22 protein-coding genes and 1 riboswitch are annotated in these 23,199 nt (G+C 73.6%); of the genes, 16 read left to right on the forward strand and 6 right to left on the reverse strand.

The features are described 5' to 3' along the window. Nucleotides 1-142 precede the first annotated feature (142 nt). Nucleotides 143-3,370 (forward strand): ATP-binding protein, encoded by a 3,228-nt coding sequence (locus tag F1721_RS21925; protein WP_246155237.1) that lies wholly within the window; start codon nt 143-145, stop codon nt 3,368-3,370. A gap of 146 nt (nt 3,371-3,516) precedes the next feature. Further along, nucleotides 3,517-4,323, forward strand: a complete 807-nt coding sequence (locus F1721_RS21930; RefSeq protein ID WP_246155238.1) for an SAM-dependent methyltransferase — start codon at nt 3,517-3,519, stop codon at nt 4,321-4,323. A gap of 28 nt (nt 4,324-4,351) precedes the next feature. Here F1721_RS21930 and F1721_RS21935 read toward each other — a convergent pair whose 3' ends face one another. Next, complete coding sequence (locus F1721_RS21935) at nt 4,352-4,960, reverse strand: malonic semialdehyde reductase (protein WP_150068633.1); 609 nt, start codon at nt 4,958-4,960, stop codon at nt 4,352-4,354. A 76-nt stretch (nt 4,961-5,036) separates the two neighbouring features. After that, entirely contained in the window at nt 5,037-5,345 is a 309-nt protein-coding gene (locus F1721_RS21940; RefSeq protein WP_150068634.1) for a hypothetical protein, read from the reverse strand. Between the two features lie 259 nt (nt 5,346-5,604). Here F1721_RS21940 and menD point away from each other — a divergent pair, with 259 nt between their 5' ends. The 5 genes from menD to F1721_RS21965 all read left to right on the forward strand — a co-directional run bounded on the left by menD (nt 5,605) and on the right by F1721_RS21965 (nt 11,129). Continuing rightward, the gene (gene menD, locus F1721_RS21945; RefSeq protein ID WP_150068635.1) at nt 5,605-7,290 is read left to right on the forward strand and encodes a 2-succinyl-5-enolpyruvyl-6-hydroxy-3-cyclohexene-1-carboxylic-acid synthase; all 1,686 of its coding nucleotides are present in this window, start codon (nt 5,605-5,607) and stop codon (nt 7,288-7,290) included. 27 nt (nt 7,291-7,317) lie between these two features. Beyond that, the gene (locus F1721_RS21950) at nt 7,318-8,466 is read left to right on the forward strand and encodes an acyl-CoA dehydrogenase family protein (RefSeq protein ID WP_150068636.1); all 1,149 of its coding nucleotides are present in this window, start codon (nt 7,318-7,320) and stop codon (nt 8,464-8,466) included. Between the two features lie 13 nt (nt 8,467-8,479). Further along, nucleotides 8,480-9,643: an isochorismate synthase gene (locus F1721_RS21955; RefSeq protein ID WP_150068637.1), complete on the forward strand. Its 1,164-nt coding sequence runs from the start codon at nt 8,480-8,482 to the stop codon at nt 9,641-9,643. A gap of 2 nt (nt 9,644-9,645) precedes the next feature. Further along, entirely contained in the window at nt 9,646-10,656 is a 1,011-nt protein-coding gene (locus F1721_RS21960) for a methyltransferase (protein ID WP_170301567.1), read from the forward strand. Between the two features lie 62 nt (nt 10,657-10,718). Beyond that, nucleotides 10,719-11,129, forward strand: a complete 411-nt coding sequence (locus tag F1721_RS21965) for a DoxX family protein (RefSeq protein WP_150068639.1) — start codon at nt 10,719-10,721, stop codon at nt 11,127-11,129. Between the two features lie 6 nt (nt 11,130-11,135). On the opposite strand, the gene folE is transcribed toward F1721_RS21965, so the two are convergent. Then, on the reverse strand, nt 11,136-11,735 hold the full coding sequence (gene folE / locus F1721_RS21970) for a GTP cyclohydrolase I FolE (RefSeq protein WP_150068640.1): 600 nt from the start codon (nt 11,733-11,735) through the stop codon (nt 11,136-11,138). Between the two features lie 181 nt (nt 11,736-11,916). Here folE and F1721_RS21975 point away from each other — a divergent pair, with 181 nt between their 5' ends. The 4 genes from F1721_RS21975 (at nt 11,917) to pqqE (ending at nt 14,359) form a co-directional block, all read left to right on the forward strand. Continuing rightward, nucleotides 11,917-12,609 carry a helix-turn-helix transcriptional regulator gene (locus F1721_RS21975; protein ID WP_150068641.1) on the forward strand — a complete coding sequence of 231 codons (693 nt, stop codon included), beginning with the start codon at nt 11,917-11,919 and terminating at the stop codon, nt 12,607-12,609. Nucleotides 12,610-12,809: 200 nt separating this feature from the next. Next, on the forward strand, nt 12,810-12,947 hold the full coding sequence (pqqA, locus tag F1721_RS21980; protein ID WP_150068642.1) for a pyrroloquinoline quinone precursor peptide PqqA: 138 nt from the start codon (nt 12,810-12,812) through the stop codon (nt 12,945-12,947). A gap of 55 nt (nt 12,948-13,002) precedes the next feature. After that, nucleotides 13,003-13,284 (forward strand): pyrroloquinoline quinone biosynthesis peptide chaperone PqqD, encoded by a 282-nt coding sequence (pqqD, locus tag F1721_RS21985; protein ID WP_150068643.1) that lies wholly within the window; start codon nt 13,003-13,005, stop codon nt 13,282-13,284. Next, nucleotides 13,277-14,359, forward strand: a complete 1,083-nt coding sequence (pqqE, locus tag F1721_RS21990) for a pyrroloquinoline quinone biosynthesis protein PqqE (RefSeq protein ID WP_150068644.1) — start codon at nt 13,277-13,279, stop codon at nt 14,357-14,359. The genes pqqD and pqqE overlap by 8 nt, the downstream gene beginning before the upstream one ends. Here pqqE and F1721_RS21995 read toward each other — a convergent pair. Continuing rightward, nucleotides 14,356-15,669 (reverse strand): sodium:proton exchanger, encoded by a 1,314-nt coding sequence (locus tag F1721_RS21995; RefSeq protein ID WP_246155239.1) that lies wholly within the window; start codon nt 15,667-15,669, stop codon nt 14,356-14,358. The genes pqqE and F1721_RS21995 overlap by 4 nt on opposite strands. Nucleotides 15,670-16,227: 558 nt before the next feature. On the opposite strand from F1721_RS21995, the gene F1721_RS22000 reads away from it, so the two are divergent. The 4 genes from F1721_RS22000 (at nt 16,228) to F1721_RS34520 (ending at nt 19,405) form a co-directional block, all read left to right on the forward strand. Continuing rightward, on the forward strand, nt 16,228-16,398 hold the full coding sequence (locus tag F1721_RS22000; protein ID WP_211840563.1) for an MBL fold metallo-hydrolase: 171 nt from the start codon (nt 16,228-16,230) through the stop codon (nt 16,396-16,398). Between the two features lie 171 nt (nt 16,399-16,569). Beyond that, a riboswitch (TPP riboswitch) is annotated at nt 16,570-16,682 on the forward strand. Further along, entirely contained in the window at nt 16,675-17,271 is a 597-nt protein-coding gene (locus F1721_RS22005; protein ID WP_211840564.1) for an ECF transporter S component, read from the forward strand. (Overlaps the previous riboswitch by 8 nt.) Then, complete coding sequence (locus tag F1721_RS22010; RefSeq protein WP_211840565.1) at nt 17,268-18,707, forward strand: ABC transporter ATP-binding protein; 1,440 nt, start codon at nt 17,268-17,270, stop codon at nt 18,705-18,707. The genes F1721_RS22005 and F1721_RS22010 overlap by 4 nt, the downstream gene beginning before the upstream one ends. Next, complete coding sequence (locus F1721_RS34520) at nt 18,704-19,405, forward strand: energy-coupling factor transporter transmembrane component T (protein WP_170301568.1); 702 nt, start codon at nt 18,704-18,706, stop codon at nt 19,403-19,405. Before F1721_RS22010 ends, F1721_RS34520 begins: the two co-directional genes overlap by 4 nt. Nucleotide 19,406: 1 nt before the next feature. Here the strand turns inward: F1721_RS34520 and F1721_RS22020 are convergent, their stop codons facing one another. Continuing rightward, a complete protein-coding gene (locus tag F1721_RS22020; protein ID WP_150068647.1) occupies nt 19,407-20,198 on the reverse strand; it encodes an alpha/beta fold hydrolase in 792 nt (263 codons plus the stop codon). Nucleotides 20,199-20,358: 160 nt separating this feature from the next. Here F1721_RS22020 and F1721_RS22025 point away from each other — a divergent pair, with 160 nt between their 5' ends. Further along, a complete protein-coding gene (locus tag F1721_RS22025; protein WP_150068648.1) occupies nt 20,359-20,979 on the forward strand; it encodes a transglycosylase SLT domain-containing protein in 621 nt (206 codons plus the stop codon). Between the two features lie 53 nt (nt 20,980-21,032). Here F1721_RS22025 and F1721_RS22030 read toward each other — a convergent pair whose 3' ends face one another. Then, a complete protein-coding gene (locus F1721_RS22030) occupies nt 21,033-23,165 on the reverse strand; it encodes an ATP-binding cassette domain-containing protein (protein WP_342782940.1) in 2,133 nt (710 codons plus the stop codon). Nucleotides 23,166-23,199 lie beyond the last annotated feature (34 nt).

The raw sequence follows: 23,199 nt of genomic DNA on the forward strand, positions 1-23,199 counted from the left end.
GATCCGGACCGCCTCCGCAGGCGGTCACCTCCCCGCAGCCTGCGCACCGCCGATCAGCAACCGATCAGCAGCCGCTGACCAGCACCTCCACCGGCGGATCGGGGCCGGTTGTCTAGGGTTGGTGCGGAGGTGAGCCGTCGCAGTGGTGTGGTTCGGGGTGCTCGGCCCGGTGGTGGCCGAGGACGGCGGTCGCGCGGTCGACCTGCGCGGCCCGCGGCACCGCGCGGTGCTGGCCCGGCTGCTGGTCGCCCGGGGCCGCGTGGTCCCGGTCGGGATGCTCGTCGACGACCTGTGGGACGACCCGCCCGCCGGTGCGGTGGGGGCGGTCCAGTCGTTCGTCGCGACGCTGCGCCGCGCGCTCGAACCCGACCGGCCGCCCCGGACCCCGGCGCGGCTGCTGGTCACCGAATCCCCCGGCTACGCACTGCGGGCCGACGCCGTGGACGCCTGGCGGTTCGAGGACGCGGTGGCCGAGTCCGGTGAGCTGCTGGCCAGCGGCCGGGCCGAGGCCGCCCTGGCCCGCGTCGAGGCGGCTTTGTCCGCGTGGCGCGGACCTGCCTACTCCGAGTTCGCCGAGCAGCACTGGGCCCGCGCGGAGGTGACCCGGCTCGACGAACTGCGGCTCCTCGCCGTGGAGCGGCGTGCCGAGGCCGCGCTCGCCCTCGGTCGCGCTCCCGATGTTGCCGCCGACATGCGTGCGCACGTCTCCGAGCACCCGTGGCGCGAGCACGCCTGGCACCTGCTGGCCGTCGCCCTGTACCAGGCGGGCCGCCAGCGCGATGCGCTCGAAGCGCTGCGCACCGCCAGGACCGCGCTGGTCACCGAACTCGGCGTGGATCCGGGCCCGGAGCTGCGCAAGCTCGAAACCGACATCCTCGCCCAAGCCCCGCAGCTCAGCACCGCGCTCCCCGCCGCGCCGGTGCTCGAACCGGCACCGGTGGTCGTCGAGCAGCGCTTGGTCGGACGTGCGCGGGAGCTCGGCCAGCTGACCTCTGCCGCGTCCGAAGCCGTCGAGCGGCGCGGCCTGCGCCTGGCGCTGGTCGCCGGGGAGCCGGGTGCGGGCAAGACCGCCCTGGTCGAAGCCCTGCTCCGGGAACCAACCGTCGCCGGGTGGACCACCGCGTGGGGTCGCAACCCCGAGCACGAGGGCGCACCGGCCACCTGGCCGTGGATCCAACTGCTCGACGGTCTCGCGGCGTCCTCGCAGGTGCCCGCCCCTGAGTTGTTCGCCGGGGCCGACGACGCCGTCGCGGCCCGCTTCCACGCCCGGCGCAGCGTGGTGTCCTACATCGCCGCGGTCGCGGCCGAGCGGCCGGTGCTGCTGGTCCTCGACGACCTGCACCGCGCCGACGAGGAAACGCTGGCCCAGCTCACGGCGCTGATCACCGAGCCCGTGGACCAGCCGGTGCTGGTGGTGGGGACCTACCGCAGCACGGAGCTCTCCCCCGGTCTCGCCGAGGTGCTGGGGCGCAGCGCCGGGTCCGAGCCCGCCCGGATCTACCTCGGCGGCCTGTCCCGGCAGGCCGTGGGCGAGCTCGCCCGCGCCACCGCGCAGCGCAGCGTCCCCGCGGAGGTCGCGCGGGTCATCCACGACCGCAGCGGCGGCAACCCGTTCTTCGCGCGGGAGCTGGCCAGGCTGTTCGACACCGACGGGGACGCCGCGCTGCACGCGGTGCCCGCCGGGGTCCGCGACGTCGTGCGGCACCGCCTCAACGCGCTGCCCGGCACCGCCCGCGCGGTCCTGCGGCAGGCCGCGGTCATCGGCGACGAGGTCGACATCGACCTGCTGGTCGCGCTGTCCGGTGACGAGGAACTCGTGCTGGACGCCGTCGATTCCGCCGTGCTCCTGGGGTTCCTGGTCGAGACCGGCGCCGAGCAGCTCCGGTTCGCGCACGCCCTGGTCCGCGACACGGTCCACGACGAGGTGTCGGGGCCGCGGCGGAGCCGCTGGCACGCCAAGGTCGCGGAGACCCTCGAACGCATCCGCCCCGAGGACGTCGAGGCGATCGCCCACCACTTCCTCCTCGCCGGGAGCACCGCGACGGCGGCCGGGGCAGCGCACTACGCGGCGCTGGCGGCCCGGCGGGCGGAACGCCGCTTCGCGCCGCACGAAGCCGCCCGGCTGTGGGAGGCGGCGCTCGCCGCCCACGACCGGTCCGGGGCGGACGAGCCGCGGACCAGGCTCGACCTGGTCATGGGCCGGGTGCGAGCGCTGGCCATCACCGGCGACCTGACCGCGGCGCGGACGCACCGGGCCGAGGCGATCACCGCGGCGGAGTCGCTGGGCGATGCCGCGTCGACGGCGCGGGTGATCGGGGCGTTCGACGTGCCGGGGATCTGGACGACGAACGACGACCCGGCGATGTCGGCGCAGGTGGTGGCGGTGACCGAGCGAACCCTCGCCGCCGTCCCCGAGCACCGCACCGCGGAGCGGGCGCGCCTGCTCGCCACGCTGGCGATGGAGCTGCGCGGCACCGGCTCGGGCCGCGGGCGCGAGGCCGCCGCCGAAGCGGTGTCCCTGGCCCGCGCGCTGCCCGATCCCGAACTCCTCGCCTTCGCCCTCAACGGCCAGTTCATGCACACCTGCGACCGGCCCGGCCGCGCCCCGGACCGCGCGCGGATCGGCCGCGAGCTGGTCGACCTGGCCACCAGGAGCGAGCTCGTGACCTTCGCGGTGCTCGGCCACCTGGTCCTGGTCCAGGCGCACTCGGCGCTGGCCGAGTTCGACGTGGCCGACGAGCACGCCGCTGCCGCCGACGAACTCGGCGAACGCCACGAACTCCCCCTCGTCGCCGTGTTCACCAGGTGGTACGAAGCGGTCCGCGAAGCCGCCACCGGCTGCACCGCCGAGGCCGAAGCCGCCTACCGAACCGCTGCCGCACGCCTGACCGGCACCGGGATGCACGGCGTCGAACGCGGCACGCTTCCGCTCGCCCTGCTGTGCCTGCGAATCCAGGACGACCAACCGACCACAGTGGACCTGGCCGACGACTGGGGGCCGTTCCTGCCCTGGGTGCGTCCGCTCGCCCTGCTCGACGCGGGGGACCGCGGTGCTGCTGCGGCCGCAGCGCAGGAGATCCCGCCATCGCCACCGGACCTCCTCCACGAGACCCGCCTCTGCCTCACCGCCGCCGCGGCCGTCCGCCTGGCCGACCGGCCTCTGCTGGAACGGACCTACGCAGCGCTGAAACCGGCCGAATCCGAACTGGCGGGCGCAGGCAGCGGCCTGCTCACCGCAGGCCCCGTCGCACAGCACCTCGAAGCGCTGGCCACCACGTTGGGGAAAACCGGAGCAGCACGACGGCATCGGGATCGCGCAGCGCAGATCAGGCAGAAAGCCCGGAGCACGGCATCCCGCGGCAAGGCATGACGGTGGTCGCGCCCGTTCGTTCGGCCACCACCCGAAGCGGCGCCAAGCGCACCGGTCCACTCTCGACCGGTCGTCGCCGGGTTCTGGCGTTCCGGCGGCGAGTCGGGTGGAATGTCGGGCAGACCGGTCCGCGGAGGGAGACTTCGGTGAGCGAGAACATGGTGCCCCCGGAAGGTGTGAACGTCACGAAGCCGAACTCGGCGCGCATGTACGACTTCCTGCTGGGTGGTTCGCACAACTTCGAAGTGGACCGCAGGGCGGCCGAGGACATGCAGCAGATCTTCCCGGACGCGGCGTTCTACGCGCGCTCCAACCGGGCGTTCCTGGGGCGCGTCGTGCGCTACTTGATCGATGCCGGGATCGAGCAGTTCCTCGACCTGGGCTCCGGCATCCCGACCGTCGGCAACGTCCACGAGATCGCCCTCGAACGCAGGCCGGGAGCTCGGGTCGCCTACGTCGACCACGAGCCGGTCGCGGTGCGCCACGCGCGGCACGTGATCGGCGACGACGAGGACCGGGTCACGATCACCGAGGCGGACATCCGGCGGCCCGACGAGGTCCTGGACGCCCCCGGGGTGCGCGACCTGCTGGACTTCTCCCGCCCCGTCGCCGTGCTCGCGGTCGGGGTGCTGCCGTTCGTCCCCGGCGACGAGGCGGCCGCGGTCATGGCGCAGTACCGCGACCGCACGGCCCCGGGCAGCTACGCCGCCGTCAGCCACCTCTCCCGCATCGGCATGACCGAGGAGCAGATGGCGGCCGGGCTGGAGATCATGCGGCGCACCCCGACCCCGGAGCAGCCGCGCACCCCGGAGGAGGTGCGCGACCTGCTGCCCGGCTACACCATCGTCGAGCCCGGGGTCGTCCCGGTCCCGCAGTGGCGCCCGGACCGGGAACCGACCGAGGACGAGATCAGCCGCAGCAACTGCTACGGCGCCGTCGGCCACCGCGCCTGACCGGCACCGCAGCACAGGGGCTGGCCGCTCAGAGCACGGATACGACCTCGTCGTAGTCGAGGCGGGGCAGGCGTTCGCGCCACGGGTCCGGGCCCGGTTTGCCCGCGTTGATCAGCAGGACGGTGTGCCGGGTGCCGTCGGGGAAGAACTCCGCGTCCACTCCGGCCGAGTCGTAGCCGAGCATCGGACCGGCCGCGAGCCCCGCCGCCCGGATCGCCAGGATCAGGTACCCGGCCTGCAGGATCGCGTTGTAGTCGGCGGACCGGGCGCGCACCTCGGGGTCCGCGAACATCTCCCGCAGCTGCGGCGCGTGCGGCAGCAGCCGGGGCAGGTGCGCGTCGAAGCGGTGGTCGGCCGACACCAGCAGCGTGATCGGCGCCGACGCGGTCTTGGCGCGGTTGCCCTCCGCCAGCAGCGGCAGCAACCTCGCCCTGGCCCCGGCTCCGCGCAGCGCGGTGATCCGCAGCGGCTGGGTGTTCGCCGACGTCGGCGCCCAGCGCATCAGGTCGTGGATGGCGCGCAGCTGGTCGTCGGTCACCGGCTCGTCGCTGAAGCTGTTGGCGGTGCGGGCCTCCCGGAACAGCAGGTCCTGCGCCTCCCGCGAGAGCACCAGGTCCGCGGTCTCGGTGGTGGTCATCGGTTCTCCCGTCCCGAGTGGGGTGTCCGCTGCGGTGACCCGGGGGTTTCCGGGCCACCGCGGCGGTTTCGACGGCTCAGGGCAGCAGCCCGAGCACCGGGTCGATCGCGTCGTCCAGCATCGCCTTGTGGATGCGGATGTTCTCCTGCGGGCTGGTCAGCAGGCTCTCCACCTCCCAGGTCGGGCGCGACAGGTGGTACTCCTCCAGGTGGTGCACCAGCACCCCCGCGGAGGTCTGCACCGCGCCGAGCACGCCACCGGTGGCCGGTTCGGGCGCCGACTCGTGGGCCGACGCGGTGCCGACCCCGATGCCGCACATCGCACCGGTCACGGCCAGGGTCGCGGCGGCGCGCAGGCAGCGCCGCTTGGTCTTCTCGTTGCGCACGAGGTGGTTTCCTTTCAGGTGTGGGCGAATCCGGTTCCGGCGGGACGCCCCGCCCGGACCTCCGCGCCGGCCGCCGTGCTCGGGCACCGCCGATCTCGCCGACGCGGCGTGGAGTAGATCAGCCCGGCGGGCACCGGCCGGTGAACCCGGTGTTCCGCGCGGGAAAAGTGCCCCTCCGCGCGTAACGAACGATCGCGTGAGCACACCGTAACCGCTGGTTCACACTCGGGATCCGACCGGCGACGTAGGTTCACCGGCTATGAATCCGTCGACGGCCCTGGCCACCTCCATCGTGGACGAACTGGTCCGCTGCGGTGTGCGGGATGCCGTGCTGTGCCCGGGATCGCGGAACGCACCGCTGGCCTTCGCCCTGCACGCGGCGGACACCGCGCGGCTCCTGCGGCTGCACGTGCGGATCGACGAGCGCAGTGCGGCGTTCCTGGCGCTGGGCATCGCGATGCGCGCGCAACGCCCGGTGCCCGTGGTGTGCACGTCGGGGACCGCGGCGGCGAACCTGCACCCGGCGGTGCTGGAGGCCGACCGCTCCGGGACTCCGCTGCTGGCGATCACCGCCGACCGGCCGGTCGAGCTGCGCGACACCGGTGCGGGCCAGACCGTCGACCAGCACCGCCTGTTCGGCACCGCGGTGCGCCACTTCGCCGAGATCTCCGCCGGGGCGGCAGCGCCGCGCTGCCGGTCCACTGTGGATCGGGTGGTCGCCGCCGCGCTGGGCTCGCTGTCCGGCAGCCCGGGCCCGGTGCAGCTGAACGTGCCGCTGCGCGACCCGCTGGTGCCCGACCACCCGGGCGGTGACCCGGGCAGACCGGCCGGCGCGCCCTGGTGCGCGGTGCCGACGGGTGGCGAGTTCACCGCGCCGCTGCCGCTCGACCCGGCCGCACCGACGCTAGTCGTGGCGGGCCAGGGCGGGACCGGACCGGTGCCGCCGCAGCTGCCCGTCCTCGCCGAACCCGGTTCGCCGCTGTGGTCCCGGTCGCTGCGCTCCGGACCGCTGCTGCTCCCGGCCGCGCTGGACGGACGTGCACCTCGTCTGCTGCCGGAGCAGGTCGTGGTGCTCGGCAGGCCGACCCTGCACCGGTCCGTGCAGCGGTTGCTCGCCGACGACCGCGTCGCGGTCTTCGCGGTGCCACCGGTGTCCTCCGGCCGCATCCGTCCGCTGTGGACGGATGTGCCGGGGTCGGTCCGCGCGGTGGGCGGTGTGCCCGCGAACTGGTCCCCGGAACCCGGTTTCGGCGCTGCGTGGCAGAAGGCGGACCGGATGGCCTGCAGGGCGCTCGACTCCGCGCTCGGCTCCGGCGCGCGGATGAGCGGACCGGTGTTGGCCCGGGCGCTGCTGGCAGCGGTTCCCTCCGGTTCGCAGGTGTTCGCCGGTCCGTCCAACGCGATCCGGGACCTCGCGCTGGGGGCCGAGCCGCGCGCCGACGTCGAGGTGCTGGCGAACCGCGGCGTGGCGGGCATCGACGGGGTCGTCTCGACCGCGATCGGCGCCGCGCTGGTCCACCCCGGCCCCAGCTACGCGCTGCTCGGCGACCTCACGTTCCTGCACGACTCCAACGGGCTGTTCGCCGGTCCGGACGAGCCGCGGCCGGACCTGGCGCTGGTCGTGGCCAACGACGACGGCGGGAGCATCTTCGCGCTGCTGGAGCAGGGCGCCCCCGCCCACGCGGCGGCGTTCGAGCGGATCTTCGGCACCCCGCAGCACGCCGATCTGCGGCACGTGTGCGCCGCGGCCGGGGTCGCGCACACCCGCGTCGGCGACCTGGACGACCTCGTGGGCGCGCTGTGCTCGGGAGGTGGTCTGCGGGTCGTCGAGGTGCTGGTGGACCGGGCCGATCGCCGTGCACTGCACGAGAAGTTGCAGAACGCCGTCGAGTCAGCGGCCCGGCGCGCGGTCGGGCGCGTGCGCGATGTGGTCGCACCGAGCTGAGCGCAGGCCGGACGAGAGGAACAGGACTTGATCGCGAACCCGGATCTCGCGCGACGCAGCGCCGCGCTCCGCCAAGTCCTCGAACAGCACCGCGCCACCGGCGATCGGCGACGCCGACTCACCGACGAGACGGTCGGGGCGCTCACCGACGCCGGGTTGCTGCGCGCCCTGGTGCCGCGCCGGTTCGGCGGTGGCGAGAGCGATCTGCCGAGCATCATGGCGGCGACCAGCGAGATCGCCAAGGCCGATCCCTCGGCCGGTTGGGTGGTGATGATCCTCGGCTCCGGCGCCTGGCTCACCGGCCTGTTCCAGCCAGCCGCGCAGGAGGAGCTTTACGCCGACGGGCCGGACGCCCGGGTGTGCACGGTGCTGACCCCGCACGCGACATCGCGCCGGGTGCCCGGCGGTTGGGTGCTCGACGGGGGCTGGGCCCCCGCTTCGGGGTGCCTGCACTCGTCGTGGGCGCTGCTGGGGTTCCCGCTGGAGGACGGCGCTCCCGGGCTCGCCCTGGTGCCGATGGGCGAGCTGAGCGCGTCGGACACCTGGTTCACGCTCGGGATGCGGGCGACCGGGAGCAACCGGCTGGTCGGGAAGGACGTCTTCGTGCCGGACCACCGGGTGCTCGCGCTCGGTCCCGCCGTCGACGGTATCCGCAGCACGGACGAGCCCCGCTACCGGTCGGCGCTGATGCCCACGCTGGCGACGTACATGATCGCACCGTTCCTGGGGATCGCCGCAGCGGTCTTGGAGCACGTCGTGGCGCAGGCCGACGCGAAGGGGATCGCCTTCACGCGCTACGGGAAGCGCAGCGATTCCACCGCGTTCCAGCTCGCCGTCGCGCGGGCCGCGACGAACGTCGACCTGGTGGGGATGATCGCCGACCGCTCGGCCGCCACCGTCGACGGGCACGCCGCGGCGGGCACCCACCCCGACCACGTGACCCGAGCCCGCATCCGCCAGCACACCGGGCACGCCGTCCAGCTGTGCCTGGAGGCGGTGGACGACCTCATCACCGCCTCCGGCGCATCGGCGCTGGCCGACGACCACCCGCTGCAGGGCTATCTGCGCGACATCCACACCGCCGCTCGGCACGCGGTAGCCGCCCCGGCGACCTGCGCGGAGCTCTTCGGCCGCGCACTGCTCGGGGTGGCGCCGAACATCACCGAGCTGATCTGAACGGGGATCGACAATGACGACGCTGCTCCCGGACCTGGCGGTCCGCGTCGAGGAGTTCGACCGCACCGACGAGCTCTGGGCGCTGCCACCGTCCCCGCGCGGTGTGGTGTGCTGGCTGCGGGGCGGTGCCGGTCTGATCGGCTGGGGCGAGGCCGCCCGGATCGAGGTCGCCGGACCGGACAGGTTCGACCGCGCGGCCGCGGCGTGGCGGGCCTTCGTCGAGCGGCTGGACGGCGACGCCGCGCACGCCGTCGCCTTCGCCAGCTTCTCCTTCGACGAGCGAGGGCGGTCGGTGCTGGTCGTCCCGCGCGTGCTGGTGCGCTGCACCGGTGGCCGGGCCAGGACCACCACCATCGGCGCGGCACCGGCCGAGGTCTTCGTCCCGGTCGCGCGGCCTGCCGCCGTCCGCTGGCACGACGGGCGCCTGCCCGCACCGCGGTGGCGGGCGGCGGTGGCCGAGGCGGTGCGGCGGATGCGCTCCGGAGAGCTGGACAAGGTCGTGCTCGCGCGCGATCTGGTGGCCGAAGCGGACGAACCCCTCGACCCGCGCTTCCTCATCGAGGAGCTGACCTCCCGCCACCCGCAGTGCTGGACCTTCGCGGTCGACGACCTGGTCGGCGCGACGCCGGAGATGCTGCTGCGCCGGGAGGGCGACCGGATGACCTCCCGGGTCCTGGCCGGGAGCAGCTGGACCGGGCACGACCTGCTGACCTCCCGGCAGCACCTCGACGAGCACCACTACGCGGTCGCCTCGCTGGTCTCGGCCACCGCCCCGCACTGCACCGAGGTGCGCACCTCCGGGCCGTCCGAGCTGCACCTGCGCAACATCAGCCACCTCGCGACCGACGTCGTCGCGCGCACCACCACCGGCCTGTTCGAACTCGCCCGGGCGGTGCACCCGACCGCGGCGGTCGGCGGCACGCCGCGGGACGCGGCGCTCCGGCTGATCGCCGAGCTGGAAGGGCTGGACCGCGGCGGGTACGCGGGCCCGGTCGGCTGGGTCGACGCCGCTGGGGACGGCGAGCTCGGCATCGCCCTGCGCTGCGCGCGGTTGACCGGTCGGCGGGCGCGGTTGTTCGCCGGGTGCGGGTTGATCGCCGACTCCGATCCGGACGCGGAGGTGCGGGAGAGCGAGGCGAAGTTCGCCGCGGTCCGCGACGCCATCGAGGGGAGATGACGATGCGAACGCCGCCCGCCGTGCTGGACGCGATGCACTCCGCGTTCCTCGCCCGCGCGATCTACCTGCTCGTCGACCTCGGTGTGCCCGACCGGCTGGGCGGGGGTCCGAGGTCGGCGGCAGACCTCGCCGCCGAGCTGCGCGTCCGGCCGGTTCCGCTGCACCAGGTCCTGCGCGCGGTCGCGACCACCGGGCTGCTGCGCACCGAGGCCGACCAGCGGTTCGCGCTCACCGACACCGGGCGGGCCCTGCAGCGGGGCCACCCGTCCGGGACCAGGGAGATGGTGCTGACCATGCAGGGCGAGCTGTTCTGGAACGCGCTGGAGGTGCTCCCCCAGCGCATCGCCGACGAGCGGACCGGGCCCGAGATCGCCTACGGCCGACCGTTCTTCGCGCTGATGGCGCAGCGCCCGCGGGACGCGGCGCGGTTCAACCGGATGATGATCGCCACCCACGGGGACGAACCGGCCGCGGTCGCCGAGGCCTACGACTTCGCCCGGGTCGAACGGCTCGTCGACGTCGGCGGCGGGATCGGCACCGTGCTGCTGGAGGTCCTCGCCCGGCACCCGCACCTGCGCGGTGCGCTCCTCGACCTGCCGGAGGTCACCGGTCACGCGCGGCGCCACCTCGCCGACGCCGGGTTCGCCGACCGGTGCGAGGTGATCGCCGGTGACTTCTTCGAGTCCGTCCCCACCGGCGCGGACGCCTACCTGCTGTCCCGGGTCCTGCACGACTGGGACGACGACACCTGCGTGCGCATCCTGCGCACCTGCGCCCGGGCCATGACCGCCCGCAGCAGGTTGCTCGTCGTCGAGAAGGTGCTGCCCGCGGGCGACGAACCGCACCTCGGCAAACGGCTCGACCTGATCATGCTCGCGCTCACCCGCGGGCGCGAGCGCACCGCCGCGGAGTACGAAGACCTGCTCTCCCGGGCGGGATTGCGCGTCGTGCGCTGCATCGGGACCCGGTCCGCGTCGAGCGTCGTCGAAGCCGTTCTCGACGGATCGGGTTGAACCCGCCCCCGCGCGGATAGCCGGTGGGAGGACCAGCACCACCGGCGCGGGAGGGGGTTCGCGTGGCGCAGGACGTGTGGGACCGCGTGGGCGAGGTCGTGCTCGCCGTCACGCGGGTCGTCGTGTCGTTCCTCTTCGTGCTGCACGGCGTGGCGATCCTGTTCGGCGCGTTCAACGCCGGTCACACGCCCGTGGGGCACTGGCCGACGTGGTGGGCGGGCCTGATCCACCTGGTGGGCGGCCTGCTGGTGCTGATCGGGTTGGGCACCAGACCGGCGGCGTTGATCTGCTCCGGGGCGATGGCGTTCGCCTACTTCACCGTGCACCAGCCGCGCGGGCTGTTCCCGCTGCAGAACTACGGCGAGGCGGCCGCGCTGTACAGCTGGTTCTTCCTGCTGTTCGCGGCGATGGGCGCGGGCCCGTACTCGGTGGACGCCCTGCTGCACCGCGCGCGGCGGGCCCGCGCGCGGTGAGCCGGTTCAGGCGTTGACGCCGGTGAGGGCGAAGAACTCCTGCCGGGAACGGGCGTCCTGGCGCAGCGTGCCCAGCAGGGTCGACGTCACGGTGTTCGACCCGGTGGCCTGCACCCCGCGCAGCGTCATGCAGGTGTGCTCGGCTTCGATGACCACGCCGACGCCCTTGGGCTGCAGGTGCTCGCACAACCAGTCGGCGACCTGCTTGGTCAGCCGCTCCTGCACCTGCGGGCGGCAGGCGAAGTGCTCGACCACGCGCGCCAGCTTCGACAGCCCGAGGATCCGCTCCCCCGGCAGGTAGCCGACGTGCGCGGTGCCGACGAAGGGCAGCAGGTGGTGCTCGCACACCGACCGGACCGGGATGGCCCGGGCCAGCACCAGCTCGTCGTAGCCCTCCTCGTTCGGGAAGGTCGTCAGGTCGAACGGGCGCGGGGTGAACAGCTCGGCGTAGGCGCGGGCCATCCGCCCCGGCGTGCCCCGCAGGCTCTCGGAGTCGGTCGCGATGCCCAGCGCCCGCAGCAGGTCCCCCGCGGCCCGCTCCGCGGCGCCGAGGTCGATCTCTCCAGCGGGCTCGTGCGCGACGTGCAGGGCGGGTGCGGATGTCATCAACGTCTTCCTCCGGATCGACGCGGCCGGTGCTGGCGACCGCGGCGGGTGGCCCAGGTCCACCCGTATTTCGCCAATCAACGCTAGTCTTATTCGGGGACTGCGGTCAACGTGCCCGGTAGCCGGACCGCCGATCTGATTCCACCCATTGGGATGTGCCCGGGAGCGCTAGGGTTGGAGCATGGATGAGGCCGGTTCGGCGATGACCGCGGTGGCCGCGTTGGACGACGACCTGCGACGCGGCATGTACGACTACATCCGCCGCGCCCGGCGGCCGGTGGGTCGCGACGAGGCGGCCTCGGCGGTCGGCATCTCCCGCAAGCTCGCCGCCTTCCACCTCGACAAGCTGGTGGCCGCGGGCCTGCTGTGCGCGCGGTACGAGCCGCTGGGCGGGATCCGCAAGGTCGGCCGCCCCTCGAAGGTCTACGAGCCGACGCCCGCCGACATCCGGATCAGCATCCCGCCCCGTCGGCACGACCTGCTCGCCGACATCCTCGTGGACGCCGTGCTCACCGAGGGCGACCAGGAGAACGCCACCCAGGCGGCGGTGCGCGTGGCGCGCGAGCGCGGGCACCACCTCGGCACCGCCGAACGGGAGCGCACCCGTCCCGGTCGGCTCGGCGCGGAACGCGCGCTGACCCGCGCCGAGGAGGTGCTCGCCGGGTACGGCTTCGAACCGGACCGGGAAGCACCCGGCTGCGTCCGGCTGCGCAACTGCCCGTTCCACCCGCTCACCGCCCGGTCCCCGGAACTGGTGTGCGGCCTGAACCACGCCTTCCTGCAGGGCTTCCTCGCCGGGCTCCAGGCCCGCAGCACCGAGGCCGTGCTCGAACCGCGCCCCGGCGAGTGCTGCGTGGCGCTGCGGAGCACCTGACCCCGCCGCCGACCGGGACGAAAGCCCTGAATCCGCCTCCGACCTGCGCGTTCCGGCCTCCGACGGGTTACCGGCGCACGGCTGCGGAGCTATGCTGCACCTGCGATGGGCCCGACACGCCGGGGAGGCGTCGGGCAGCTCACGTCCCAGCACCTCCCGCGCAGTCGCGCCGTCGCGGATCGACGGAAGAGGTGTCAGCCGTGGAATTCGAGACCGCCAGCTCCGCCCTCCGCTGGGAGCCGCCGGAGTTCGAGGAAACCGAGTGGGAGCACCCCGACTACGAAGAGGTCCTGTGCACCTCCGAGGTGACGATGTACGTCTCGCGGATGGAGGACTAGCGACGACCGGGAGAGCGCGGCGACCAAGCCCCTCGCCGGAGCGGGGTGAGCGCCGATGACCGCGGCGGTGGTATCGACGAGCCGACCGGCCCTGTCGCCGCACGTGCGGCTGGCCTTCGACCGCTCGCGCGGCAAGCACGTGCTGCTGGGGCCGGAGTCGGTGCTGGTCCTGAACCCGCCGGGGGCATCGGTCGTCGACCTGTGCGACGGGCGGCGGACGGTCGCCGAGATCGTGGCGAACCTGCGCGGCCGGTACGACCGGGTGGTCGACGAGGAGGTGACCGGGTTCCTCGACCGGCTGGTCCGCAAGCGGTACGTGGAGGTCGGCGATGACTAGCCCGTACGGGATGCTGGCCGAGCTCACCTACGACTGCCCGCTGCACTGCCCGTACTGCTCCAACCCGCTGCGGATGGGCGACTACGACGACGAGCTGACCACCGCTGAGTGGCAGCGGGTGATCGGCGAGGGGCGGGAGCTGGGCGTCCTGCAGCTGCACCTGTCCGGCGGCGAACCGCTGCGGCGCCGCGACGTGGTGGACATCGTGCGCTTCGGCAGCGGTCTCGGCCTCTACACCAACCTCATCACCAGCGCGGTCGGCCTGTCCCGGCGGCGGGCCGAGCAGCTGCGGGAAGCCGGTCTCGACCACGTGCAGCTCAGCGTCCAGGCGCACGAGGCCACCGCGTCCGACCAGATCGCGGGCACCCCCAGCTTCGACCGCAAGGTGGCGGCGGCCCACCTGGTCAAGGAGCTCGGCTGGCCGCTGACGGTGAACGTGGTGCTGCACCGGCTCAACATCGACCGGATCAGCGAGATCCTCGCGCTGACCGAGGACCTGGGCGCCGATCGCGTCGAACTGGCCAACACCCAGTACTACGCCTGGGCCTTGCGCAACCGCGCCGCGCTGCTGCCCAGCAGGGCGCAGATCGACCGCGCCGAGGAGGTCGTGCGGTCCGCTCGCGAGCGCCTGGCGGGGCAGGTCGAGATCATCTACGTGCTCCCCGACTACTACAGCCGGTACCCCAAGCCGTGCATGGGCGGCTGGGGAGCGCACCAGCTCACCGTGGTGCCCAACGGCGACGTCCTGCCCTGCCCGGCCGCGCACGTGCTGCCGCTGCCCCACCCGAACGTCCGCACCGAGGCGCTGTCCGCGATCTGGTCGGATTCACCGATGTTCCAGGCCTTCCGCGGCACCGGTTGGATGCCCGAGCCGTGCCGGAGCTGCCCCCGCCGCGAGATCGACTTCGGCGGTTGCCGCTGCCAGGCGTTCCTGCTCACCGGCGATCCGGCCCGCACCGACCCGGTCTGCGTCCTGTCCCCGGACCACGGCATCGTGACCGACGCGGTCCGCGCGGCCAACGACCGGGACGGCGCGAAGGTGCCCACCCCGCGCCCGCACCCGCGCGACACCTAGCGCACCGCGGCCGGGGTGTCCTGCTTGCGGAACGGTGCGGCGAGCGTGGGCAGTACGTGGCGTCGGTTGCGGATGAGCGCAGCGATCGCGATGACCGCGTAGACGCCGCACAAGACGTATCGGGCTTCCTGGCCCGGAAGTGCGAACTGGGCGGCGAAGAGCCCGAGCAACGTCCACGCCGCCCAGCGCGGGAAGCTCAGCGCCAGCAGGGCGGCGACTCCGAGCAGCGTTTGCGTTGCGGTGAGCAGGAATTCCTCCACCTGGCGCGCGTCGAGGTGCAGCGCGGTGCCGCCCCCGCCGAGCAGGTGGGCCAGCGGCAGGCTGCCCACCAGCAGGGTCCACTGGTTGACCTTCGCCGAGATCAGCGTGCCGATCGCGTCCGCGCCCCGGCCCCGCACCGCGAACAGGATCGCCACGATGAACTCCGGGGCTTCCGAGGCCAGCGGGGCCAGCCACTGCACCAGCAGGAACTGGTCGATGCCGAGCTGGGTGCCGGTGGTGATCAGGGAGTGCGCGAACGGTTCGGCGCAGGCGACGATCACCGCGGCGGCGAACGCGAACAGCCCCACCACCAGCGGTCGGCGCACCCGCCCGGGCAGCGCGCCGATGGCCGCGGCGGCGCCCACCAGGTCCGGCTCCCCGGGTTCGGCGCGCGACACCTTCCACAGGTAGAAGGCGAAGAACCCGAGCAGCGCGCACCCGAACAGCAGCGAGATCCGCCCGGTGGCGGGCACCGCGAACGCCGCGACCGAGGCGATCGCGAGGAACCCGAGCTCCACCCGGTTGCCGGACTCCAGGGTCAGCTCCCGCACCGTCCGCCCGGTGCGCTTCTTCGCCAGCGCGAGCGCGACGATTACCACCAGCGACCAGCCCAAGCCGAGCAGCAGCCGGTTGGAACCGGTCATGTTGGCCGCCGCGTAGGCGACGTACGCGGGATCGCGACCGGCCGCGTAGGCGAAGAAGAGGTCGACCGCGTACTCCGGCAGCACCGCGATCACCGCCAGGACGGCGATCGCCAGCCCGCCCGAGATGTCGACCTGAGCCGCCTCGGCCGCCCACGCCAGCACGAACGACGAGGCAACGACGGCCATCCCGAACAGCACCAGCCCCGCGGCCGGTGACGGCGACATCCCGGTCAGCCGGAGGATCAGCGCGGGAACCGTCAAGGCGCCGCACAGCGCGAGCGGGCGCAACAACCTGGTGGACATGGAGCCCCTCCCGGACACGGCCTCGGCCGCGACGTCCAGGGGTCTCGGCCAGGCGATCAGCTGCTGGCCGAAGGTCTCGTCCACCCGCGCGGCGGGTGCCACTGCCGGAGAACGGGTCTCAGCTTGTCGACAGTGGACTGCCCGGACTACTCCCCTTCGGAACGCGGACGACTCTCGCACCGCTGCCGGATTTTCCGCAACAGTCGGCGGAATTGCGCACCACCGCCGGAGAACGATGAACGCCGGGGAAGAACTGCTTTCGCCGCAACGAATTCCGCGCGTCCGCATCCCGTGAAACTCATCCGGCCCAGCCAGTACGCCGACCCGATGAGCATCGGAACACGCGCTGCGACGGGAGATCTCCGCGCTGTCGCGAGATCTGGAATCCCCAGCCGACGTGACCCATCGCACATCTCAGCGGGCCCTCGGGGTCGTGAGCGCGGATCCGGGCTGGAACCCCCTTCCGCACTCACGAGGCCCTCGAACGGGTATCCCGTGCGCACGCAGCGGAGTTCGACCGATCGGGCTTCCGGCGGGTGGCCGGGTTCGGCGCCCGGTACCTTCCGAGCCGGCGGAACCGCTGCTGACCGGTTTCCGCGGCCGCCCAACCGATGCGCCGGCGCACGGGACCGGCGCCGACCCGCTGGTGGGGATGATCCCATGGAACTCGTCGTTCTCGGCTGCTCGGGAAGCGCACCGTCACCGGATGCACCGTCGTCCGGCTACGTCCTGCGCTCCGGGGACAGCCAGCTCGTGATCGACCTCGGCAACGGCACGATGGGCCCGCTGCAGCGCTGGGCCGACCCTACGCCGTCGACGCGCTGCTCCTGACGCACCTTCACCCGATCTGACGCCGCAGCTGTGCGCCCGTCCACCCGCGGGGTGGGCGGGCGCACGCGCGTGCGACTACGCTTCGCACCCGCTCCACTGCGGACGGTTCGGCCGCCACGAGTGCTGTCACCCGCCGGTGTCAGGGGTGGTGGGCCGGGAGGTAGGGTGTGGGGCCGATGACAGGGGAGCGCCGTCGTGAAGGGCGCTGAGAGTGCGGGGTGAGCCGCAGACCCTCCGAACCTGCTCCGGTTAGCACCGGCGAAGGGAGTTCCAGTGGTGCGCGATGCCGCTTTCCGCTACCGGACCATCGATTTCGTCACCGTCGCGATGCTGGGCGTCGCGGTCGGCGTGGCGTTCTGGGGTTGGGCGCAGCTCTACCAGGTGTTGAGCACCTTCTCCGCGTTCGCGTTCCCGCCGAGCGCGGGGCTGTTCGGCGGCGCTTGGCTGCTCGGCGGCGTGATCGGCGGGCTTGTCGTCCGCAAGCCCGGGGCCGCGCTGGTGACCGAGGTGGTCGCCGCGTCCGTGGAGGCGCTGCTCGGCAACAGCTGGGGCTTGTCGACGGTGATCTCCGGGTGCATCCAGGGGTTCGGCGTCGAGCTGGTCCTGGCCGTGTTCCTGTGGAAGCGGTTCGGCCCGCTGGTCGCCGCGCTGTCCGCGGCGGTCGCCGCCGCGTTCGAGTCGTTCTACGAGTGGCAGGTCTACTACACCGACTGGGCGCTGCCCTACCAGCTGGCCCACCTCGGGTTCTTCGTGGTGTCCGGTGTCGTCATCGCCGGGTTCGGCGGTTGGGCGCTGGTCCGCGGGCTGGCCGCGACCGGGGCGCTGGACGCGTTCGGGCCGGGCCGGGAGCACCACGAGCGGGCGGCGGTGTGACGACCTCGACGGACCTCCGCGCGGAGCTCCGGGGTTTCGGCTGGCGGCCGCTGGGGCGGCGCACGCCCACCGTCCAGGGGTTGGACCTGCGGGTCAGGCCCGGTGAGCGGATCCTGCTGGCCGGGCCGAGCGGGGCGGGCAAGTCGACGGTCGTGCACGCGCTGGCCGGGGTGCTCGGCGGGGCGCTGCCGGGCGAGATGAGCGGCGAGGTGCGGGTCGACGGCCAGATCGGCCTGGTGCTGCAGAACCCCGGCGCTGCCGTGGTGGCGGACCGGATCGGGCGCGATGTCGCCTTCGGCCCGGAGAACGCCGGGGTCCCGCGGGAGGAGATCTGGCGGCGGGTGGCGCGAGCCCTCGACCTGGTCGGCCTCCCCCACCCCGTCGACCACCCGACGTCGGCGCTGTCCGGCGGCGAGCTGCAGCGGCTCGCGCTCGCCGGGGTCCTGGCGCTGCGGCCGTCGGTGCTGCTGCTGGACGAGCCGACCTCGATGCTCGATCCGGACAACGCCGACCGGGTGCGCGCGGCGGTGGCCGACGTCGTGGCGAGCACCGGCGCTTCGCTGGTCGTGGTCGACCACCGGATCGGGCCGTGGCTGGATCTGGTGCACCGCGTCGTCGTCCTCGACTCCTCCGGGCAGGTCGTGCACGACGTCGACCCCGAGACCTGCCGGGCCCGGCTCACCGGGGAGCTCGGTCGCACCGGGGTGTGGATGCCCGACCTGCCCGCGCCCGAGCCGATCGAGGTGCCGGAAGCGCTGGTGGCCCCGGACGCCCCCGGCCCGCGGCTCGAAGCCCGGGGCCTGGGCGTGGACCTGGTGGCCCGCCGGATGCGGGCGTCGGCTGCGGTGGTCGCGCTCGAAGACGTCTCGACCGCGGTGTCGCCGGGGCAGGTCTCGGCGTTCACCGGCGCTTCCGGGGCGGGCAAGTCGACGCTCCTCGCCGCGCTGGCGGGCCTGGTCCGCCCCGACCGCGGCAGCATCGACGGCACACCCGTGCCGCTGCACCGGATGAAGTCCGCCGACCTCGCGCGAACGGTCGGGTGGGTGCCGCAGAACCCGGAGCACGGCTTCCTCACCACCAGCGTGCGGGAGGAGATCACCCGCACCGGGGCGCGGCTGGGTTCCCCGGTCGCGGTCGACGAGATCCTGGAGGTGCTCGGGCTGAGCTCGCTGGCCGACGCCAACCCCTACCGGCTCTCCGGCGGGGAGCAGCGCCGGGTCGCGCTCGCCGCCGCGCTCGCACACCGGCCCGGTGCCCTGATGCTCGACGAACCGACCGTCGGGCAGGACCGCCGCACCTGGGCCGCGATCGCCGGGTGGCTGCGGGCCGCCGCCCGATCCGGTGCCACCGCGGCCGCCTCCACCCACGATCCGGTGCTGATCGACCTCGCCGACCGCGAAACGCGGCTCCACCGGGGGCGGGTGCTGGCGCGGTGAACGGTGTGCTGGCCAGGGTGAACCCCCTGGTGCTGGTGGCGGTGGGTCTGCTGGCGCTCGTCGCGTCGCTCGGGGTGCGCTCGCTCCTCACCGCGGTGATCACCTCGTGCGCCTACGTGCTCGCGATGGTGCTGATGCTCCCCGCGCGTTCCGGCCATCCGCTGCGGTTCATCACGGTCGTGCTGGGTGGCCTCTCGGTCGCCTACTCGACGTGGCTGCTCGGCGGTGGGCAGCTCGACGTCGCCGCCACCGCCGGACTGCGGATCGTCGTGCTGGCGCTGCCCGGGGTGGCCGTCGCGCCGCTGATCGAGCCGATGGCGCTGGCCGATCAGCTGGGGCAGCGCCTCCGCCTGCCGCACCGGTTCGTCGTGTCGTTCGCCGCGGCGCTCCAGCGGTTCGAGCAGCTCGGCCAGACCTGGCAGTACCTCTCGCGGGCGCGCCGCGCGCGCGGGTTCGGCCCCGGCCGGGGACCGATCTCCCGCGCCCGCCACGCCGCCTCGGTCACCTTCGGGCTGCTGGTCACCACCATGCGCGAGGCCACCAGCGCCTCGATCGCGATGGACGCCCGCGGCTTCGCCCGCGCCCGGCAGCGCACCTGGGCGGAACCGGTGCCCTGGACCAGGACCGACACCGCCGTGCTGGTGGTCGGCGTGCTGCTCGCCGCCGTGCCCTACGCGGCCGAGGTGCTGACCGCCTGACTCACCGGGCGAAGAAGTCGGCGACGCGGCCCGTCCAGCTCGTGACGTCCTCGGCCGTCCGCGACACGTGCAGGGCCGAGTTCGGCAGCAGCTCGTGCAACCGCTCCGCAGTAGCCACCGGGTGGAGCGGATCGGTGTCCCAGGCGAGGATCAGCGCCGGGTGCTCCAGCGCGGAGATCGCTTCGGGGGCGGGCAGCTCGGACGAGCCGACGCCCCTCAGCGCGGCCGGGATCAGCTCGTCCGCCACGTCGGGGGCCAGGTCGAACTTCGGGTGATCGGCGAAGATCGGCACGGGATCGGCGCGGGCCCACTGCTGCCGCCATCCGGCCGCGCCGAGCCGGTCGAAGTCGTCGGCGGTGTCGAAGTACCACTGCTTGGCCTGCACCGGACCGCTCTCCCAGGAGACGGGCGGGATCAGCAGCGCGAGCCGCCGGAACCGCCGCGGCGCCGCGACCGCCGCGTGCAGGACGGCGGCGCATCCCCAGGAAGAACCGGCGAAGTCGGCGGGCTGGTCGATCCCGGCCGCGTCGAGCAGTGCGAGCAGATCACCCGCGGCGGTTTCGAAGCGGTAGTCGTCGGCTGCGGGCCGCCCCGTGGACCGGCCGTGCCCGCGCTGGTCGTAGGTGAGCAGCTGGCGACCTAGGCCCAGCGCGTCGAAGTCGAAGAGCTCGAAGCGCCGCACGGCATCCCTGCTGAGCAGCACCCCGTGCGCGTAGCCGACCGGCGCACCGGTCCCGGTGAGCTGGTAGGCGATGCGGGCGCCACCGCGGTCCAAGTAGCGGTCCGGGGACATCGGCTTCCTCCTCCACGAGCCGCGAAATCGACGGTTTTCGTACCCTACCCCACTAGGGTATTCACCCAGTGGACGCCGATGCTGTTCCCCCGCGTCCGCGCGTCGGCCGGTGGGCGTTCGCCGCGGTCTGGTCGAATGTGGGCATGCGAATGGAGGTGCGATGACGAGGAGAGTCGGGTGGCGCTGGTTCGCCGCGTGCGCGCTCGTGGCCGCGACGGCGGGGTGCGCCGCGGTGCGCGATGCCGCTCCTGCCGCACCGGTCGCGACGACCTCCGCCGCACCGAACTCGGCCGACCAGGACCCGGCCCGGTTCGCCGCGCAGGTGGTGGCCCGCGCGCGGGAAGCCGGTGTGGATCCGCAGCTGGTGATGGCGATCCTCTACAACGAGTCCTACAAGCCGCACGACCCGGCCGCGGAGCGCGCCTGGCTGCAGCTCGACCCGGACGCCGCGCTGGGTGTGGCGAACATGCACCGGGTCGCCTTCGACGAGGTCAAGGCCGACCGCGACTTCGCGGGCCGCGACTGGCTGGAGCTCCCCGACGACCCGGACCTGGCCATCCGAGCCGCGGCCTGGTACCTGCACGACCTCGCCGCGATGCTCCCGGACCAGCGGTCGGGCGCGCACAGCACCGCGGAGCTGCTGGCGCTGGGCTACAACGCCGGACCGGGGAACATGCGCGCGTTCGCGAAGGGCAGTCCCCCAGGCCCGCAGGCCCAGTCCTATCTGGACAGGCTGCGGGAGAACTGGCAGAGGGCGGGCGAGGCCGTCGCTGGCCGCTGACCCGCGGACAGCCCGACACACCGAGGCGTGGGGTTGGCCGCGCTCAGCGGTCACTAGCCGCGCAGCGCACGCGCGGTTTCCGACTCCTCGCAGGCCAGCAGCTGCTGCGGCGTTCCCGAGCAGATGACGCGACCGCCGCGGCGGCCCGGCCCCGGGCCGAGGTCGATCACCCAGTCCGCGCGGCGGATCACCTCCAGGTTGTGCTCGATCACCAGCACCGTGTTGCCGCGCTCGACCAGCCGGTCCAGGACCTGGAGCAGGACTTCGACGTCGGTCAGGTGCAGGCCGGTGGTCGGTTCGTCGAGCACGTAGCAGGTGGGGTCGGCGGCGGTGGACAGCTCCTTGGCGATCTTCAGGCGCTGGCACTCGCCACCGGAGAGGTCGGTCAGCGGCTGGCCCAGGCGCAGGTAGCCCAGCCCGACGTCCACCAGGTGGCTCAGGGCGCGGCCGATCGCCGGCTCGGGCAGGCGGTGCACGGCGTCGGCGATGGTCAGGTCGTCGACGTCGGCGATGGACAGCCCGTCCACGGTGTGCGCGAGGACCTCCGCGGTGAAGCGGCGACCGGCGCAGGCCTCGCAGACCGTCTCCTGCCCGTCCATGAACGCCAGGTCGGTGTAGATCACCCCGGCGCCCCGGCACACCGGGCACGCGCCTTCGGAGTTGGCGCTGAACAGCTTCGGGCTCACCCCGTTGCGCCGGGCGAACAGCTTCCGGATCGCCGGGGCGATGCCGCAGTAGGTCAGCGGCGACGAGCGGCGGTTGGTGCTCACCGGGCGCTGGTCGACGACGGTGGCCGGGTGCTGGGCGACGAACTCCGCGGCCAGGCTGGACTTCCCGGACCCGGCGACGCCGGTCAGCACCGTCAGCACCCCGGTCGGCACGTCCACGGTCAGGTCGCGCAGGTTGTTGCGGTCAGCGTTGTCGATGCGCAGCTTGCCCGTCGGCGCTCGCGGGGTCCGGGACGGGATCCGGGACCGCAGCCCGCGCCCGGTCGGGGTGTCCGCGGCCGCCAGCTCGTCGAAGGTGCCCTGGAACACGATGCGCCCGCCCGCTCCGCCCGCGCCGGGCCCGAGCTCGACGATGCGGTCCGCGGCGCGCATCACGTCCGGGTCGTGCTCCACGACCAGCAGCGTGTTCCCCTTGTCCCGCAACGACTCCAGCAGTCCGATCATGGGCTGCACGTCGTGCTGGTGCAGGCCGACGGTGGGTTCGTCGAACACGTACAGCATCTCGACCAGGCTGCTGCCCAGGTGCCGGACCGTCTTGATGCGCTGCGACTCGCCGCCGGAGAGCGTGGTCGTCGGCCGCGCCAGCGACAGGTAGCCGAGCCCGATCCGGGTCAGCGCGCCGAGCTTGTCCGACAGCGCCGCCACCACCGGCGCGACGCGCGGATCCCGCACCTCGGCGACGACTTCGGCCAGCTCACCGATCTCCATCCGGCTCATCTCGCCGATGGTGCGGCCGAGCACGCGGGCGGTGCGGGCGGCTTCGCGCAGCCGCTCGCCGCCGCATTCCGGGCAGCGCGCCGAGCGGGTGAACTGGCGCACCACCGCCTGCTTGCGCTCGGACATGGTGTCGGCGGTGTGCAGGTAGATGCGTTCGAAGCGGTCGACCACACCTTCGTAGTCCTTCGGCACCCGCAGCGAGAGCCGTTGCGCCGCGGCGCGGTGGAGCAGCGCCTCCCGGTCGGCTTCCGACCAGTCGCGCAGCGGTTTCGCCGGGTCGAAGACGCCGATCTCGGCGTACTGGCGGTACCAGTACTGGCCGTTGCCGAAGCCGGGCAGCACGACCCCGCCCTGCTCCAGCGACTTGTCCAGGTCCAGGATCCGCTCGACGGCGGTGGTCAGCGTCTCCCCCAGCCCCGCGCAGGTCGGGCACATCCCGGCCGGGTCGTTGAAGGAGAAGTGGTTGCTCTCGCCGACGTGCGGTTCGCTCACCCGCGAGAACAGCAACCGCAGGTAGGTGAACGCATCGGTGGCGGTGCCGACCGTCGAGCGCGCGTTGCCGCCCAGACGCTTCTGGTCGATCAGCACCACCGGCGACAGCCCTTCCAGCTCATCGGCCTCGGGGCGGCTCCACCGCGGCAGGCGGTTGCGCACGAACGGCGGGTAGTTCTCGTTCACCTGGTACCCGGCTTCGGCCGCGATCGTGTCGAACACCAGCGAGGACTTGCCGGAACCGGACACCCCGGCGAACACCACCAGCTCGCCGCGCGGCAGG

The organism is Saccharopolyspora hirsuta, assembly GCF_008630535.1.
GTDB lineage: Bacteria > Actinomycetota > Actinomycetes > Mycobacteriales > Pseudonocardiaceae > Saccharopolyspora > Saccharopolyspora hirsuta.